General features: G+C 70.7%; 13 protein-coding genes. 11 read left to right on the top strand and 2 right to left on the bottom strand.

Annotated elements, in window-relative coordinates; all coding sequences use genetic code 11:
• The first annotated feature begins 1 nt into the window (after position 1).
• The 10 genes from B9Y95_RS15380 to B9Y95_RS15335 all read left to right on the top strand — a co-directional run bounded on the left by B9Y95_RS15380 (position 2) and on the right by B9Y95_RS15335 (position 13,532).
• The gene (locus tag B9Y95_RS15380) at positions 2–994 is read left to right on the top strand and encodes an AAA family ATPase (RefSeq protein ID WP_234994131.1); all 993 of its coding nucleotides are present in this window, start codon (positions 2–4) and stop codon (positions 992–994) included.
• On the top strand, positions 991–2,388 hold the full coding sequence (locus B9Y95_RS15375; RefSeq protein ID WP_085513111.1) for a DUF58 domain-containing protein: 1,398 nt from the start codon (positions 991–993) through the stop codon (positions 2,386–2,388). Before B9Y95_RS15380 ends, B9Y95_RS15375 begins: the two co-directional genes overlap by 4 nt.
• 62 nt (positions 2,389–2,450) lie before the next feature.
• Positions 2,451–4,715, top strand: coding sequence for a transglutaminase TgpA family protein (locus tag B9Y95_RS15370; RefSeq protein ID WP_085513109.1), 2,265 nt, complete (start codon positions 2,451–2,453; stop codon positions 4,713–4,715).
• Complete coding sequence (locus B9Y95_RS15365) at positions 4,712–5,071, top strand: FHA domain-containing protein (protein ID WP_085513107.1); 360 nt, start codon at positions 4,712–4,714, stop codon at positions 5,069–5,071. Before B9Y95_RS15370 ends, B9Y95_RS15365 begins: the two co-directional genes overlap by 4 nt.
• Positions 5,072–5,155: 84 nt before the next feature.
• Positions 5,156–5,380, top strand: a complete 225-nt coding sequence (locus B9Y95_RS15360; protein WP_085513105.1) for a heavy-metal-associated domain-containing protein — start codon at positions 5,156–5,158, stop codon at positions 5,378–5,380.
• Positions 5,380–7,674 carry a heavy metal translocating P-type ATPase gene (locus B9Y95_RS15355; RefSeq protein WP_085513103.1) on the top strand — a complete coding sequence of 765 codons (2,295 nt, stop codon included), beginning with the start codon at positions 5,380–5,382 and terminating at the stop codon, positions 7,672–7,674. Before B9Y95_RS15360 ends, B9Y95_RS15355 begins: the two co-directional genes overlap by 1 nt.
• A 75-nt stretch (positions 7,675–7,749) precedes the next feature.
• Complete coding sequence (locus B9Y95_RS15350; protein ID WP_159453428.1) at positions 7,750–9,030, top strand: GAF domain-containing protein; 1,281 nt, start codon at positions 7,750–7,752, stop codon at positions 9,028–9,030.
• A gap of 115 nt (positions 9,031–9,145) precedes the next feature.
• Complete coding sequence (gene exaC / locus B9Y95_RS15345) at positions 9,146–10,669, top strand: acetaldehyde dehydrogenase ExaC (RefSeq protein ID WP_085513099.1); 1,524 nt, start codon at positions 9,146–9,148, stop codon at positions 10,667–10,669.
• Positions 10,670–10,790: 121 nt separating this feature from the next.
• Complete coding sequence (locus B9Y95_RS15340; RefSeq protein ID WP_079707135.1) at positions 10,791–11,183, top strand: DUF779 domain-containing protein; 393 nt, start codon at positions 10,791–10,793, stop codon at positions 11,181–11,183.
• Between the two features lie 165 nt (positions 11,184–11,348).
• Positions 11,349–13,532: a DEAD/DEAH box helicase gene (locus B9Y95_RS15335; RefSeq protein WP_079707134.1), complete on the top strand. Its 2,184-nt coding sequence runs from the start codon at positions 11,349–11,351 to the stop codon at positions 13,530–13,532.
• A gap of 57 nt (positions 13,533–13,589) precedes the next feature.
• Here the strand turns inward: B9Y95_RS15335 and B9Y95_RS15330 are convergent, their stop codons facing one another.
• Positions 13,590–13,856, bottom strand: coding sequence for a mycoredoxin (locus tag B9Y95_RS15330; protein WP_064294490.1), 267 nt, complete (start codon positions 13,854–13,856; stop codon positions 13,590–13,592).
• 146 nt (positions 13,857–14,002) lie between these two features.
• On the opposite strand from B9Y95_RS15330, the gene B9Y95_RS15325 reads away from it, so the two are divergent.
• Positions 14,003–15,031, top strand: a complete 1,029-nt coding sequence (locus tag B9Y95_RS15325) for a 6-phosphofructokinase (RefSeq protein ID WP_064294489.1) — start codon at positions 14,003–14,005, stop codon at positions 15,029–15,031.
• 60 nt (positions 15,032–15,091) lie between these two features.
• Here the strand turns inward: B9Y95_RS15325 and B9Y95_RS15320 are convergent, their stop codons facing one another.
• A complete protein-coding gene (locus B9Y95_RS15320) occupies positions 15,092–17,194 on the bottom strand; it encodes a S9 family peptidase (protein ID WP_085513097.1) in 2,103 nt (700 codons plus the stop codon).
• Positions 17,195–17,196 lie beyond the last annotated feature (2 nt).

The following is a 17,196-nucleotide window of genomic DNA, read 5'->3' as shown; positions in this document are numbered from 1 at the left end:
CATGACACCGCGACAGCACACCGAGACCATGACCGAGGAACAGGCGGTGTGGTTCGCCGAGGTGTTCGCTTCCCTCGTCGACAACGTCGAGCTCGTCGTCCTCGGCAAGACGCGGATCGTGCAGCTCGCGATCACGACCCTCGTCAGCGAGGGGCATCTGTTGCTCGAGGACGCACCGGGCACGGGGAAGACCTCGCTCGCACGGGCTATCGCGCAGACGATCGACGGGTCGAGCGGGCGCATCCAGTTCACTCCCGACCTGCTTCCGGGGGACGTGACCGGCATGAGCATCTACGACCAGCAGCGCGGTGTCTTCGAGTTCCATCCCGGGCCGGTCTTCTCGAACGTGCTGCTCGCCGACGAGATCAACCGCGCGAGCCCGAAGACGCAGTCCGCGCTTCTGGAGGTCATGGAGGAGTCGCGCGTGACCGTCGACGGGGTGACGCACGCCGTCCCCGCTCCGTTCATGACCATCGCGACGCAGAACCCGGTCGAACAGGCCGGCACCTACCGGCTCCCCGAGGCGCAGCTCGATCGCTTCCTCATGAAGACCTCCCTCGGGTATCCGGACGCGCTCTCCACGCGGAGGATCCTCGAGGGGGTCCGGGTGAGCGCGCATCAGCGGACGATCCCGGCGGTGCTGTCCCTGTCACACCTCGACTCCCTGGTCGCCGTGTCGAAGTTGCCGCACACGGATCCGACGATCCTCGACTACGTCGCGAGGCTCGTCGACGCGACCCGCGCGGCGCCGGAGGTCCGTCTCGGTTCGAGCATCCGTGGTGCGCTGGCGCTCCTGCGCAGCTCGATGACCTGGGCGGCGTCGCAGGGCCGGACGTTTGTGCTGCCCGACGACGTCAAGCAGCTCGCCGAGCCGGTGCTCGCGCACCGGCTCGTCCTCGAACCGGAGGCGGAGTTCGACGGGGTGACCGCGTCGAGTGTCCTGGCGCAGGTGGTCCTGGACGTCGAGCCACCTGCTGAACGGCTTCCGGAGTGAGCGATCACCCGCGGCCCGCCGGCATCGGCGGCTCGGCTTCGACGGCGCGGTCCGGCCTCGGTGCGACAGCCAAGCGGGCGGCGACCGGTCGGACCGCTCGCACCGCCGTACCGGGCCGACCGGGCCGTTCACTCGCCCGCTCGCTCGAGGCGGGGCGGGCGGTCGGTGCTCGATCGATCGCTGGATGGACCGTGCTCCGGGGGACGATCCGCTCCGTGACCACGCCGCTCGGCGGAGCCGGTGTGGTCGGCGCCATCGGGGCCACCGTCATCGGTGTGGCTGTGGGCTGGGACGAGTTCGCGGTCGGCGGGACGATGCTGGCGGTCCTGGTGATGTCGTCGGCGGGGTTCCTTGTCGGCCGCGGCGATCTCGTGGTGACCCTCGCGCTCGCCGAATCGAGCACGTCGGTGGGTCGGTCGGTGGCTGCCGCCGTCGACGTCTCGCGCGCACGTCGTGGGGCACCGGCGCGGACGGTGGTCGAGGTGCCCGTCGGCGCGGACCTCGTCGAGCTCCGGGTGAAGCCGAGTGGTGCCGACGCACACCGGGGCACGGTCGAGATCCCCGCGAGGAGGCGCGGTGTCGTCCGGGTCGGACCGGCTCGGACGCTGCGCGCGGATCCCATCGGACTCTTCAGACGCGAGCTGGTCTGGACGGACGTGCACGAACTCCGGGTCCATCCGGAGACGGTCGCGCTACCCGGCATGGGCACCGGCCTCGTGCGCGACCTCGAGGGAGAGGCGAGCCGTGACCTCACGGCCGACGACCTCTCCTTCCACGCCTTGCGCGACTACCGGGCGGGTGACGACCGCCGCCACATCCACTGGAAGAGCACCGCGAGGACGGGCAGCCTCACGGTGCGGCAGTTCGAGGAGACGAGACGGAGTCGGGTGGCCGTCGTGTTCAGCCGGGCGACCGAGGACTTCGCGGACGACGAGGAGTTCGAGCTCGTGGTCAGCGCGGTGGCGTCGATCGCCTCCTGCGCACTGCGTGAGGGGCGCGACGTCACCGTCCTGACGAGTCCCGACGGCTCGCCGTCACACCGCGGACCACGACGCCGTCCTCGGGTGGTCCCGACGTCGGGGAGGGTGCGGATGCTCGACGTCCTGAGCGAGGTCGGGACGGGCGACGACCTCATCCCCCTGGAGCAGTTGGCGGCGCTCGTGGGCAGTGTCGCCCGGGAGGTCACGACCGTGTTCGTGGTCACGGGGACGATCGCGGGGATGCGCGAGCTGCGTTCCTGGTCCTCGGAGCTGCCCGCCGGAACCCAGACGATCGCCGTCCGCTGCGGACCGGAGGAACGTCCGGGCCTGCACCGGACGAACGCCTTGACCGTGCTGACCATCGGCTATCTCGACGACCTCCGCCGCTCCTTCGCCAGGGCGGTCGCGGAATGACCGGGGTGTTGCGGGCTCGTCCCGCGCGGGGGCGTGCGCCGCGGGGCGGATCCTCCGACGGCGTGTGGACCATCGTCGTCCGACGGCTGCCGGTCCTCGGGGTCTTCCTCGCGGCGCTGGGCTTCGCGATGCTGCCCCTGTGGTCGACGTTCGGGACCGCGGCCTTCCCGCTGGCCTGCGGGGGAGGCCTGCTGCTGGGAGCGGCCGTGGCGGTGGTCGGACTCGTGCTGCGGCTGGCGTGGTGGAGTCTGCCGGTGCTCGGTGCGCTCGCGTTCCTCGGCTTCGGGGTCCCGTTCGCGGTCCCGTCCGCGTCAGTGCTCGGCGTGCTGCCGAGCTGGGACGGCGAACGGCAGCTCATCGAGGCGGTCGTCGTCTCCTGGAAGCAGCTGTTGACGATCGAACCGCCCTTCGGTGAGTACGGTGCGCTCCTCGTCCCGCCGTTCCTCCTCCTCCTCGCGGTCGCGGGGGTCGGTGTCACCATCCTGCTGCGTCCGGCCAGGTACGCGGGTTGGCTCGGCCTGCTCCCGGTGACCGTGCTCGGGTTCGCGATCGCGTTCGGCTCCGGTCGGCCGTTCCTGCCCGCGGTGAGCGCGGTCGGCGTGACCGTGTGCGTGCTGCTCCTCGTCGGGATGACGACGGACCGGCGACCGCGCACGGCCGGGTCGCGACGGTTCTGGCCGGCGGTCGCGCTCCTGGCGGTCTGCGCGAGCGTCGGAGTCGTCCTGCATCCGCCCGTCGGACACCGTGACGTCCTCCGCGAGGTCGTCGAGCCGCCGGTGTCGCTCGAACGCACCGTGAGTCCGCTCGCCGCCTTCCGAGCGGAGGTGGTCGCGCCCGGAGCCGACCGGGAACGGTTCACGGTCTCGGGGCTGCCCGGCGGTGCGCGCATCCGGACGGCTGCGCTCGACCGCTACGACGGCCAGGTGTTCACGGCCGGCGGCGGAGCGACAGGGGACTTCGCCCGGGTGCCCTCGACGCTTCCGGGGCAGACCGGCGAGCGCAGCGTCACCGCCGACGTCGCCATCACCGTCCGCGAGGGGACCGGGCTGTGGCTCCCGATGCCCGGCGCGCTGCGTTCGATCGCCTTCTCCGGTTCCGATGCCCGACGGGCTGCGGACTCGTTCGCCTACGATCGCCGCTCGTCGACCGCGGTGGTGACGTCGGGCGTGCGCAGTGGACTCGGCTACCGGGTGTCGGTCCTCATCGGGGACGAATCGGAGGCGGATGCACTCGACGACGTCACACCTGGCCCGGCGACCCAGACCGAGCTGACCGGTCTGCCGGAGGCTCTGCTCGATGCGGCAGCGCGCCGGACCGATCCCGCGGATCCACCGGGGGTCCGGCTTGCGACGCTCGTGGACTGGCTGCGGTCGGGATACGTGAGCCATGGGGCCTCGGGCGAACCGGACAGTCGGGCCGGGCACAGTGCCGAGCGCCTCGATCGACTGGTCACGGCGAGCCCGATGCTCGGGGACGAGGAGCAGTACGCCGCCGCCCTGACCATTCTCGCTCGGGGCCTCGGGTTCCCGTCGCGGGTCGTGGTGGGGTTCCGTCCGGAGGGTGATCGACGCACGGTCACCGGGGCCGACAGCACGGTCTGGACCGAGGTGCAGATCCAGGACGGCCGGTGGATCGTCCTGGATCCGACGCCGGAGCCGCGACCGGTCCCCGAGCAGACCGAGACGTCCCGGGAATCCGTCGCCCATCCCCAGACGGTCCTTCCGCCGCCCGCTCCGGACCGCGACCAGTCTCCGCCCGGACCGGGAGACGAGGACGGCGATGTCCCCGAGGTGCCGCCGGCACCTGCCTGGCTCACCCTGCTCCTGGCGGTCGGAACGATCGTCGGCTGGGGGCTCGGCGCGATGCTCCTGCTGACGTCACCGGTCTGGGGCCTGGCGCTTGCCCGTGCGCTTCGACGCCGCGCCCGGCATCGGAGCGACCTTCGGCGGACGGTGCTGACGGGGGCCTGGCGGGAGCTCGAGGATGCGGCCGCCGACCGGGGGATCGTGACCGTGCGCGGAGCGACGCGGCTCGAGCTGGCGTCGACGACGGGCGGCGAGGCGGTCCTGACCCTCGCTGAACTCGTCGACCGGACGGTATTCGGTGCGACTGCGCCGGACTCGCAGGCGGTCGACCGTGCGTGGCAGCAGCTCGCCGCGGCGTTGGCCGAGGTGGACACCGGATCCCGAGGCCAGCGGTGGCGCCGACGACTGCGTCCGGGTTCCCTGGTGACCGGTCTGCGCCGGACGTGGTCGGTGTTCGCCACGCGTCACCGAGCGACGACGCCGTGTGGAGGGACGACGGACGAGATGGAGGTCACGGGATGAGCGGAACGAGGATCGAACTGTGGTTCGACGACGGGCGGGTCGTCGTCGCCGACGGGTTCGGGGTGGTCGGACGTGATCCGGACACCCACCGCGTCGGCGAGGAACTCGACCACGACCAGCACCCGAGGCGCGTGCGGGTCCCGGATCCCGGGAAGACGGTGTCGCGTGCGCATCTGATCTACGGCCGGTTCGAGGGTGCGTTCTGGGTGGCGGACCTCGGCTCACGGAATCGGACCGGTGTGGTGGACCGCACGGGCACCCGCCACGTCCTGCAACCGCGGATCCGCACCGCCATCGGTGACGGTGACACCGTGCTCTTCGGCGATCACTCCTTCCGCGTCGTGCGCGCTGGCTGATCTGGCCGGGTCGTTGCGATCCGATGGCTTGTTCCATATACCCCTGGGGGGTACACTGGGAACTCATCGTCCCAAGGAGACCCCATGTCCGATCCGGCCGCAACCACCACCTACCGCGTCGACGGCATGACCTGCGCGCACTGCGTGTCCGCCGTCACGACCGAGCTCTCCGCGATGCCCGGCGTGGACGAGGTCGCCGTGGATCTCGACGCGGGGACGGTCACGGTCTCGGGCGCCTCGTCGGCCGACGAGGCGGCGATCGGTGCCGGCGTCCAGGAGGCCGGCTACACCCTCGTGGGTGGTCGCTGATGAGCGGGCCATTCCTCCAGCTCGACCTCGACATCGAGGGCATGACCTGCGCGAGCTGCGTGGCACGCGTCGAGAAGCGGCTGACCGCGCTCGACGGTGTCGAGGCGCAGGTCAACCTCGCGACCGAACGGGCTACGGTGATCGCGCCCTCCACCGTCACCGCGGACGAGCTGGTCGCGGCCGTCGCGAAGGCCGGCTACACGGCGACGGTGCGTCCGCCCGCTGACGAACGCGCCGCTGCGAACCGGGAGAAGGCTCCGACGTCGGGAACGACGTCCGACCCGTCGGCGACCGTGACGACGCTCCGCACCCGCCTCGTCGTCAGTGCGGTGCTGGCGTTGCCCGTCGTGCTGCTCGCGATGATCCCCGCCTGGCAGTTCGACCACTGGCAGTGGCTCTCGCTGACCCTCGCGACGCCGGTCGTCTTCTGGGGTGGGTACCCGTTCCATCGGGCGACGTTCGCGACGCTGCGGCACGGCTCGGTGACGATGGACACCCTCATCACGCTCGGGACGGGGGCCGCGTACCTGTGGTCCGTCTGGGCGCTCTTCTTCGGCATGGCCGGGATGACGGGCATGCGGCACGAGTTCACCTTCTTCGCACCCGACGCCGACCCGTCGAGCGCGCTGTACCTCGAGGTGGCCGCCGGCGTGACCGTCTTCCTGCTCGCCGGCCGCCTCATCGAGCAGCGGTCGAAGCGTGCGGCCGGCGAGGCGCTCCGGGACCTCATGACGCTGGGCGCCTCCGAGGTCTCCGTGCTCCGGCACCGTGCGGCGGACCCCGCTGACCTCATGGCGCCCACCCGCACCGAGGAACGGATCCCGATCGAGCAGCTGCTCGTCGGAGACCACTTCCTCGTGCGTCCCGGCGAGTCCGTCGCCACCGACGGAGTCGTCGTCGAAGGGGCGGCGAGTGTCGACGAGAGTCTCGTCACGGGGGAGTCCGTCCCGGTCGAGCTCGTAGCCGGCTCGCGGGTCATCGGTGGCACGATCGCACGCGGCGGCAGTCTCGTCGTGCGGGCGACGGCCGTCGGCGCCGAGACACAGCTGGCGCGCATGGCTCAAGCGGTCGAGGCGGCGCAGCTCGGGAAGAGCCGGGTCCAACGGCTCGCCGACCGCGTCTCGAGCGTGTTCGTCCCGGTCGTCCTGGTGATCGCCCTCGGCACCGCCATCGTGTGGGCGCTCACCGGCTCGACCATGGAGGCGGCGTTCACCGCCGCGGTCGCCGTCCTCATCATCGCCTGCCCGTGTGCGCTGGGGCTCGCGACCCCGGTGGCCCTCCTCGTCGGGACGGGGCGTGGTGCGCAGCTCGGCATCCTCATCGCCGGACCGGAGGCGCTCGAGCGGGCGAGTGGCATCGACCGCATCCTGCTCGACAAGACGGGGACCGTCACGTCCGGGCGGATGAGCGTCACGGAGGTCTGGGCGGCCGGTGCGACGGACGAGGTACTCGCCCTCGGTGCGGCGCTCGAAGCGGCCTCCGAGCACCCCATCGCCGAGGCGATCGTCGCGGAAGCGACCCGCCGCGATGCAGCCCTTCCGGTGGTCTCGGACTTCGCGAGCCTCGAGGGTCTCGGCGTCACCGGCACGATCAACGGAGGAACCGTGCTGGCCGGACGTCCCGCCTTCGCGGAGGACCAGGGCTTCCGCACCGGACCGGACGCGGCGAGCGCCCTGGCTTCCGCCGCGGAGCGTGCCAGCACCGTGGTGGTGGTCGCCTGGGACGGCGAGGTCCGCGGCGTCGTCGAGGTCGCCGACACCGTGAAGCCGGAGGCCCGCGCCGCCATCGGACGCGCCGTGTCCCTGGGGATGACACCGGTGCTCCTCACCGGCGACAACGCGGCCGTCGCAGCGCGGGTCGCGGGCGAGGTCGGGATCACCGAGGTGATCGCCGACGCGAGCCCCTCCGACAAGGTCGCCGCCGTCGAGCGGCTCCAGGCGGCCGGTCGCCGCGTCGCGATGATCGGCGACGGGATGAACGACGCCGCGGCGATCGCCACGGCCGATCTCGGGATCGCCATGGGGACGGGTACGGATGCGGCCAAGGGCGCGGCCGACCTCAGCATCGTCTCCGGTTCCCTCGCCACGGCGATCGACGCCGTGCGGCTCTCCCGACGGACGCTCGGGATCATCCGCGGCAACCTGTTCTGGGCGTTCGCGTACAACGTGGCGGCGATCCCGCTCGCCGCCCTCGGCCTCCTCAACCCGATGATCGCGGGTGCGGCGATGGCGTTCTCCAGCGTGTTCGTCGTGCTCAACAGCCTGCGCCTCCGCCGGTTCCGTCCGGCCGCCTGAGGTTACCCGTCGACCGTCGGGCTGCGGCGGATACACTGTCCGCAGAACCGGTCGACGTGGATGGGTGGTGGTGAGGTGTCCAGTCCGTGGCTGGCGGCCCCGGCGCGTGCCGAAGCGCAGCGCGGACTCGTCCGACGGCTCGTCCGCGAGTCATGGGAACGGTCGATGGGCCGTCACCTCGACCCGGACAACCTCATGCCGGAGCTCGCCTTCGACGAGGACGAGTTGCGCGACCACCGGCTCGGACACCCGCTCGCCGGCGTCCTCCCGGTGATCACCAAGCTGCTGGTCAACGACGCGGACGACGACTCCGGCATGCTCGTCGCGGTGGGCGACGCCATGGGCAGACTGCTCTGGGTGGACGGCGACCGTCATCTCCGGCGACGGGCGGAGGGCATGCTGTTCGTCGAGGGTGCCGGGTGGTCGGAGCGGGAGGTGGGGACGAGCGCGCCGGGCACCGCGCTCGAACTCGACCACGGCATCCAGATCCACGCGGCCGAGCACTTCAACCGTCTCGTGCACCCGTGGAGCTGCACGGCGGTCCCGGTGCACGATCCCGAGACCCGGCAGATCATCGGCGTGATCGACATCACCGGTGGCCCGCAGGCGGTCGCCTCGCATGCACTGCCACTCATGGAGGCGACCGCCGCCGCCGTCGAGTCCGAGATCATGGTGCAGCGGCTGCGCGCGGTCGCCGACCGTCGGTTCGCCGGTCGCGCGCGAACGGACGCGCCCCGCCGGACGACGACGGTGCGGCCCGGCCTGCAGGTGCTCGGTCGTGACACCGGCCTGCTGGTCGGACACGGGGCGAGCCGCCCGACCGAGCTCAGCCGACGGCACGCCGAGATCCTGACGCTGCTGGCCTGGCACCACCAGGGCCTCAGCGCCGACGCGCTCGCCGGGCTGCTCTACGACGCGGACGAGGCGGCGGTCACCCTCCGGGCGGAGCTCGTCCGGCTGCGGAAGGTGCTCGGCGGGACCGCACCGACACTCGTGCCGGCCTCGCGGCCGTACCGGCTCACCACCCCGCTCCAGCTCGACGCCCACCAGGTGCTGTCCCTCCTCGACCGCGGTGCCCACCGCGCAGCGCTCGCCGCGTACCCGGGTCCGCTCCTGCCCGACTCCACCGCCCCCGGCGTCGTCGACCTCCGCGACCGGGTCGCGACGCGCCTCCGCGAGGCGATGCTGACCGACGCCTCGGCGGACCTGCTGCACGACTACATCCGGACCGCGGCCGCGCCCGACGACGTCGAGGTCCTGCACGCCTGCCTCCGACTGCTACCGCCGCGGTCACCGAAGCGCGCGGGCCTCGTCGCCCGCATCGAGGCGATCGACGCCGAACTCTCGGCGTCCTGACGTCCGATCCGGTCCGCGGTCCTCGGCGCAACCTCCTGCAACCTCCGGCCGACTAGCGTCGGCGGCACGCACCTGAGTGGTGCGGACACCGACAACGTCGTCGACAAGGAGTGACATGACCGTCTACGCCAATCCGGGTACCGAAGGTGCCGTGTTCAGCTACGCCCCCCGCTACGACCACTTCATCGGGGGCGAGTACGTCCCGCCCGCGAACGGGCAGTACTTCGAGAACCAGACCCCGGTCACCGGAGCCGTGTTCACCGAGATCGCCCGAGGCACCGCGGCCGACGTGGACCGAGCGGTCGAGGCGGGATGGAAGGCGTTCCCCGCCTGGTCGAAGACGAGCGTCGCCGAGCGCGCGGTGATCCTCAACCGCATCGCCGACCGCATGGAGGAGCACCTCGAGGAGATCGCCGTCGCCGAGAGCTGGGAGAACGGCAAGCCGGTCCGCGAGACCTTGGCCGCCGACATCCCCTTGGCGATCGACCACTTCCGGTACTTCGCCGGGGCGATCCGCGCTCAGGAGGGCGGCATCTCGGAACTCGACCACGACACGGTCGCCTACCACTTCCACGAACCGCTCGGCGTCGTCGGCCAGATCATCCCCTGGAACTTCCCGATCCTCATGGCCGTGTGGAAACTCGCACCGGCGCTCGCCGCAGGCAACTGCGTCGTGCTGAAGCCGGCCGAGCAGACCCCGGCGTCGATCCACCTCATCGTGGACCTCGTGAAGGACCTGCTGCCGGCCGGCGTGCTCAACGTCGTCAACGGCTTCGGCATCGAGGCCGGCGCCCCGCTGGCCTCCCATCCGCGGATCCGGAAGATCGCGTTCACCGGTGAGACCACGACCGGTCGCCTGATCATGCAGTACGCGAGCGAGAACCTCATCCCGGTGACGCTGGAGCTCGGCGGCAAGAGCCCGAACGTGTTCTTCGAGGACGTGGCGCGCGAGCACGACCAGTACTACGAGAAGGCGCAGGAGGGCTTCAGCATGTTCGCCCTCAACCAGGGCGAGGTCTGCACCTGCCCGAGTCGGGCGCTCGTCCAGCGCTCCATCTACGACGGCTTCGTGGGCGACGCGCTGACCCGCATCGGCAAGATCAAGCAGGGCAACCCGCTCGACACGGACACCATGATCGGTGCCCAGGCGTCGAACGACCAGCTCGAGAAGATCCTCTCCTACATGGACATCGGCAAGCAGGGCGGCGCGAAGCTGCTCATCGGCGGCGAGCGAGCCGACCTCGGCGGTGAGTTGAGCGGCGGGTTCTACGTCCAGCCGACCGTCTTCGAGGGGACGAACGACATGCGGATCTTCCAGGAGGAGATCTTCGGGCCCGTGCTCGCGCTCACGAGCTTCGCCGACTATGACGAGGCGATCTCCATCGCGAACGACACCCTCTACGGTCTCGGTGCCGGTGTGTGGAGCCGTGAGGCGACGACGCTGTACCGGGCCGGGCGGGCGATCGAGGCGGGACGCGTCTGGTCGAACACCTACCACCAGTACCCGGCGCACGCGGCGTTCGGCGGGTACAAGCAGTCGGGCATCGGCCGTGAGAACCACAAGATGATGCTCGACCACTACCAGCAGACGAAGAACCTGCTCGTGAGCTACGCGGAGGGGCCGATGGGCTTCTTCTGATCGACATACCGGTCCCTGAGTCCCCATCCGGTCCCTGAGCCTGTCGAAGGGCGCCCTTCGACAGGCTCAGGGACCGGCGGAGGGGCAGGGCCGGGCACACGACACGACGAAGGAGGGCACCATGACCGGACGGGTCGACGTCACCGACGCTGCGGCCGCACTGGTGCGGGAGATGACCGCGCTGCACGGACCGCTCATGTTCCATCAGTCCGGCGGATGCTGCGACGGGAGTTCGCCCATGTGCTACCCCGTCGGGATGTTCCGCACGGGCGCGGTCGACGTCCTCCTCGACACGCTCGACGTGCCCGGGCTCGACGCGCCCGTCGAGGTCTACATGTCGCGTTCCCAGTTCGAGTACTGGAAGTACACGCACCTGACGATCGACGTGGTGCAGGGGCGCGGCAGCGGGTTCAGCGTCGAGGCCCCGACGGGGCAGCGCTTCCTCATCCGCTCGCGCATGCTCGACGACGCCGAACTGGAACGGTTCGGACTCGTCGACAGCGCGCCGGACTGAGCGCTCGCGACCGATGCGGCCGATGGCGTAGACTGGGCACACGCCCGTCGGGCGCCCGTGTCGGTCTCGTGCAACGCTCTGTTGCTCCACGACGACCAGTCGGGCCCGACGCCCGTCTCTTCCGGCCCCTCGGCCGATGAGGCTCTTCGACTGCTCAGGAGGAGCATGCCGCACACCGGCCAGCAACGCCGTTCCCAGGGGCGTTCCAGCACCCGTTCATCTGGCCGCTCGAACCCCAGAGGGTCATCGTCGCGTCACGACGACGACGCGCCGATCATCCCCATCCTCGCCCGCAAGGTGCGCGAGGTCGAGGCGAAGGCGCAGAAGGGCAAGGTCGGGCCCACCAACCGGACGAAGTACCAGGTCATCGCCTTCCTCGTCCGCGAGGAACGTGCCAGGGTCAAGGCCGACACGAGTTACAGCGACGCCACGCGGGCCGAGCTCCTGAAGCGCCTCGACGGTGTGGCGACCATCCTCGCCAAGACGGCGGCGCGCGACACCTCGCTCATCCAGCTCCTTGAGGCCGACGCCGCGACGAGCCCCGTCGCGCAGCGGCTCCGGCGCGACTGGCTCCTCGAGTCGGGCGCCGAACTCAGCGCCGACGAACTCATCATCACCGTCGAGAAGCCCGTCGTGGAGTCCGTCGTCCCGGCCGAGCTCGCCGAGAAGCAGGTCATCCCGCAGTCGGTCAAGGCACGTCAGTTGGCCAATCCGTTCCTCGCCCCGGACTTCAGCCAGGCGGCACCGCAGCCGACCGTGCGTCGACGACTCGACAGCTGGGAGCTCATGGGCCCCCTGTACAAGGCGTTCGAGCTCGGTTCCGGCGGGGGAGCGGCCTCGATGGACCTGCCCGACGCCCCGAAGCTCGACCGGCTCTCGCCGCGCGGCCTCGAAGTCATGAAGCACCAGGCGCGCTTCGTCGAAAGCGTCCGTGAAGGACACCGTTCCTTCCTGCTCGCCGACGAGCCGGGCCTCGGCAAGACCGCGCAGTCCGTCCTCGCCGCCTCGGTCGCCGAGGCGTACCCGCTCCTCGTCATCGTGCCGAACGTCGTCAAGATGAACTGGGCGCGCGAGGTCGAGCGCTGGACGCCGCACCGACGCGCCACGGTCATCCACGGCGACGGCCAGGCGCTCGACGCCTTCGCCGACGTCATCATCGTGAACTACGAGGTCCTCGACCGCCACCTCGCCTGGCTCGGGACGCTCGGCTTCCGCGGCATGGTGGTCGACGAGGCGCACTTCATCAAGAACCTCCACTCCCAGCGCTCGCAGCACGTGCTGTCGCTCGCGAACCGGATCCGGAAGGCGACGCCCGGTCAGGACCCGCTGCTGCTCGCGCTGACGGGTACGCCGCTGATCAACGACGTCGAGGACTTCAACGCCATCTGGCAGTTCCTCGGCTGGATCAAGGACGGCAAGCCGACCGCCGAACTCATGGAGCGGCTCGAGGACACCGGCCTGACCCCGGCTGAGCACGCCTTCTACGCCGCCGCGCGGTCCGCCGTCATCGACATGGGCATCGTGCGCCGCAAGAAGCTCGACGTCGCCAAGGACCTGCCCGCCAAGCGCGTCGCCGACCTCCCGGTCGAGCTCGACGACGAGGCGATCCGGTCCATCCGCGACGCGGAGGCCGAGCTCGGGCAACGGCTCAAGTCCCGCTACGTGCGGGTCCTGGAGTCGCGTGGTGAGCGCGTCGACGCGCTGCACGAGCCGAACACCGACCTCATGCGCATGGTCGCCCAGGCCGAGCTCGACGAGTCCAAGGCCGCCGGTGGCACGGAGAACGTGTTCACCATGATCCGCAAGATCGGTCAGGCGAAGGCCGTCCTCGCCGCCGACTACACGGCGCAGCTCGCGAGGTCCGTTGGCAAGGTCGTGTTCTTCGCGAAGCACATCGACGTCATGAACGCGGCCGAGCAGTTGTTCGCGGGTCGCGGCTTGAAGACGGTGTCGCTCCGCGGCGACCAGACCGCGCAGGCGCGTCAGGCCGCGATCGACGCGTTCAACACCGATCCGGAAGTCGCGGTCGCGGTCTGTTCGCTCACCGCCGCCGGCGTCGGCGTCAACCTGCAGGCCGCGTCCAACGTCGTGCTCGCCGAGTTGTCCTGGACGGCCGCCGAGCAGACCCAGGCGATCGACCGCGTGCACCGCATCGGTCAGGAGGAGCCGGTCACCGCCTGGCGCATCATCGCCGCGCACACGATCGACGCGAAGGTCGCGGAACTCATCGACAGCAAGCAGGGCCTGGCCGCTCGCGCGCTCGACGGCAGCGACCAGGACGTCGCGTCGGTCGACTCGGTGCAGCTGAACGCCCTCGTCCACCTGCTCCGCGAGGCGCTGGGCGCCTGACATCCGGTTCGTCCGGCCGGGTGACCACGGGTCGCCCGGCCGGACGTCGTCGACGGGTCAGACGCCGAGTGCCGCCTTCACCTGCGCGAGCGACGGGTTCGTCGCGGTCGAGCGGTCGGGGAAGATCACCGTCGGGACCGTCTGATTGCCGCCGTTCAGCGAGGCGACGAGGTCGGCGGTCCCCGGGACCTGCTCGATGTCGACCTCGGTGAACGGGATGCCGGCTGCGGACAGCTGGTGCTTCAGTCGGGCGCAGTACCCGCACCAGGTCGTGGAGAACATCGTGATGCCGCCATCGGCGGGCAGGTAGTCGTCGGCACTCATCCCAGCAGCCTAACCCCGGTGGACGAGGCACCGACCCTCTGGGCCGGAGGACCGCCCGCGCCGGATGAAGCACCGTCGGCGAGACGGTATTGTCGGGGATGACTCCCGGCACCTGAGGTGCCCCGATCCCCATGAGGACTGTTGATATGAGAATTGGTGTGCTCACGAGCGGCGGCGACTGCCCCGGCCTGAACGCGGTCATCCGAGGAGCGGTCCTCAAGGGGACGAAGATCCACAACCAGGAGTTCATCGGCATCCGCGACGGCTGGCGAGGAGTCGTCGAGGGCCTGACGATGCCGCTCGACCGCCACAGCGTGCGTGGTCTCGCCAAGCAGGGTGGCACCATCCTCGGCACGAGCCGCACCAACCCGTTCGAAGGACCGCACGGCGGCCCGGAGAACGTCCAGCACACCATGGACCGGCTCGGCATCGACGCGCTCATCGCCATCGGTGGCGAGGGCACGCTCGCCGCGGCGAAGCGGCTGACCGACGCCGGCCTCAAGATCGTCGGCGTCCCGAAGACGATCGACAACGACCTCGACGCCACCGACTACTCCTTCGGCTTCGACACCGCCGTCGAGATCGCGACCGAGGCCATCGACCGCCTCCGGACGACGGGCGAGTCCCACAAGCGGTGCATGGTCATCGAGGTCATGGGCCGGCACGTCGGCTGGATCGCCCTGCACGCCGGTATGGCGGCGGGTGCCCACGCCATCCTCATCCCGGAACAGCCGCAGTCGATCGAGCAGATCTGCGAGTGGGCGGACAGCGTCTACCAGCGCGGTCGCGCCCCGATCATCGTCGTGTCCGAGGGCTTCACACTCGACACCATGGAGACCGCGCACTCCGAGAAGGGACTCGACGCGTTCAACCGTCCCCGTCTCGGCGGCATCGCCGATGTGCTCGCACCCGAGATCGAGCGCCGCACGGGCATCGAGTCCCGCGCGACCGTGCTCGGCCACCTGCAGCGCGGTGGCGTCCCGAGCGCCTACGACCGCGTGCTCGCCACCCGCCTCGGTATGGCCGCCATCGACTCCGTCATGGCCGGCGACTGGGGCACGATGATCGCACTCCGCGGTACCGAACTCGTCAACTGCCGCTTCGAAGAGGCGCTCGGCAAGCTGAAGACCGTGCCGCAGGAGCGCTACGACGAAGCGGCGATCCTCTTCGGCTAGACACCCGCCGCACCGACGACGCCCCTGCTCCGGATGGAGCAGGGGCGTCGTCGCTTCGGATCAGGCCGGATCGGTGTCCGTGAGTTCGAGCACATCGAGCAGCCAGGCGAGTTCCTCGGCGCGCTCACGCCACGCGTTGTAGCGGCCGCTCACCCCGCCGTGCCCGGCGCTCATCTCGATCTTCATCAGCGCCGGCGCACCGGCGTCCCGCAGGCGGGCCACCCACTTCGCGGGTTCCACATACAGCACGCGGGTGTCGTTGAGGCTCGTCGTCGCAAGGATGCGCGGGTAGCGCTTCGCCGGGTCGATGTTCTCGTAGGGGCTGTACGCCTTCATGTACGCGTAGACCTCGGGGTCGTGGAGCGGATCGCCCCACTCGTCCCATTCGATGACCGTCAGGGGGAGCGACGGGTCGAGGATGCTCGTCAGCGCGTCGACGAACGGGACGCCGGCGAGGATGCCCGCGAAGCGGTCCGGCGCACGGTTCGCCACGGCGCCCATGAGGAGGCCACCGGCGCTGCCACCCTCGGCGACGAGCCCGGCAGGCGTCGTCCAGCCCTCGCGGATGAGGTGGTCGGCCACGTCGACGAAGTCGCTGAAGCTGTTCTGCTTGTGGAGCTTCTTGCCGTCCTCGTACCAGTGACGCCCGAGTTCGCCGCCGCCGCGCACATGGGCGATCGCGAAGGTCACGCCGCGGTCGAGCATCGACAGCCTCGCGATCGAGAAGGACGGGTCCATGCTGGCTTCGTACGAGCCGTACCCGTAGAGGTGGAGCGGCCCGGGCCCCTGGACACCGACCCGGCGCACGATGGAGATCGGCACCCGGGTCCCGTCCACGGCCGTCGCCCACTCCCGGAACTGCTCGTAGTCCGCCGGGTCGTAGTCGCCGAGGACCGGCTGCTGCTTGCGCACGAAGCGTTCGCCGGATCGGACGTCGAGTTCGAGCACCGTCGACGGCGTCACGAGGGAGCCGTATCCGAACCGGAGCATCGGTTGAGCCCACTCGTTGTTGCCGTGCCAGCCGACGGTGGACAGGGGTTCGTCGAAGGCGATCTCGTCGATGTCGCCACTCGTCGGGTCGAGCAGGCCGATACGCGTGAGGCCGTCGCGCCGATAGGAGACGGTGGTCACGGCCTCGAACGCCTCGACGTCCTCGAGCCGGCGCTCGCTGCTGTGCGCGACGACGACCCGCGCCGTGCCGAGCGGATCCGACAGTGGCACCTCGACGAGCTCGAAGTCCGGCGCGTCCCGGTTGTGCAGGATGAGCAACCGGTCCGCACCGTCGGCCACCCGGTGTTCGACGCTGTACTCGACGCCGTCGGTCCGCGGCCAGACAATCCGCGCCTCCTCGGACAGCGCGTCGGCGGGGACGAGCCGGGTCTCGCTCGTGACCGACGAGCCGGCCTCGATCAGGAGCAGCGCGCGGCTGCGGGTGAATCCGGCGCCGACCCAGAACCGCTCGTCGGGCTCGTGGAAGAGGACCGTGTCGTCGTCCTGGGACGTCCCCACCCGGTGCAGGTGGACGGTGTCGGGGCGCCAGCTCTCGTCGACCGTCGTGTAGACGATGGCGGTGCCGTCGGGGGAGAACTCCGCCCCGCCCGCGGTCCCGAGGAGCTCGTCGTCGAGGTCGACGCCGCTCGCGAGGTCCCGGACACGGACGGTGTACCGCTCGTCGCCTTCGACGTCGACGCCGTAGAGCAGTCGCGTGCCGTCGTCCGACACGTCGAAGCTGCCGAGGGAGAAGAACTCGTGGCCCTCCGCCTCGACGTTGGCGTCGAGGATGATCTGCTCGCCGGGGGCCGCGCCGCCCTCGGGCAGGGTCGGCGGCGTCCAGTCCTCCGGGTCGGCGACCGGGATGCGGCACTGGATGCCGTACTGGCGGCCTTCGACACTGCGGCCGTAGTACCACCACGCACCGGAACGGGTCGGGACCGAGAGGTCGGTCTCGAGCGTGCGTCCCTTGATCTCCTGGAAGATGCGCTCGCGCAGTCCGGCCAGATGGGCCGTCTCCTGCTCGGTGTAGGCGTTCTCCGCCTCCAGGTGCGCGATCACCTCCGGTGACTCCTTCTCACGGAGCCACTCGTACGGGTCCACCACGGTGTCGCCGTGGTGGGTGCGTTCGGTCGGTCTGGTCTGGGCACGGGGGGCAGAGAGCTTCGCCATGG

Origin of the sequence: Plantibacter flavus, assembly GCF_900177615.1 — a bacterium.
Lineage (GTDB): Bacteria > Actinomycetota > Actinomycetes > Actinomycetales > Microbacteriaceae > Plantibacter > Plantibacter flavus.
This window is presented reverse-complemented; position numbering and strand designations above follow the sequence as displayed.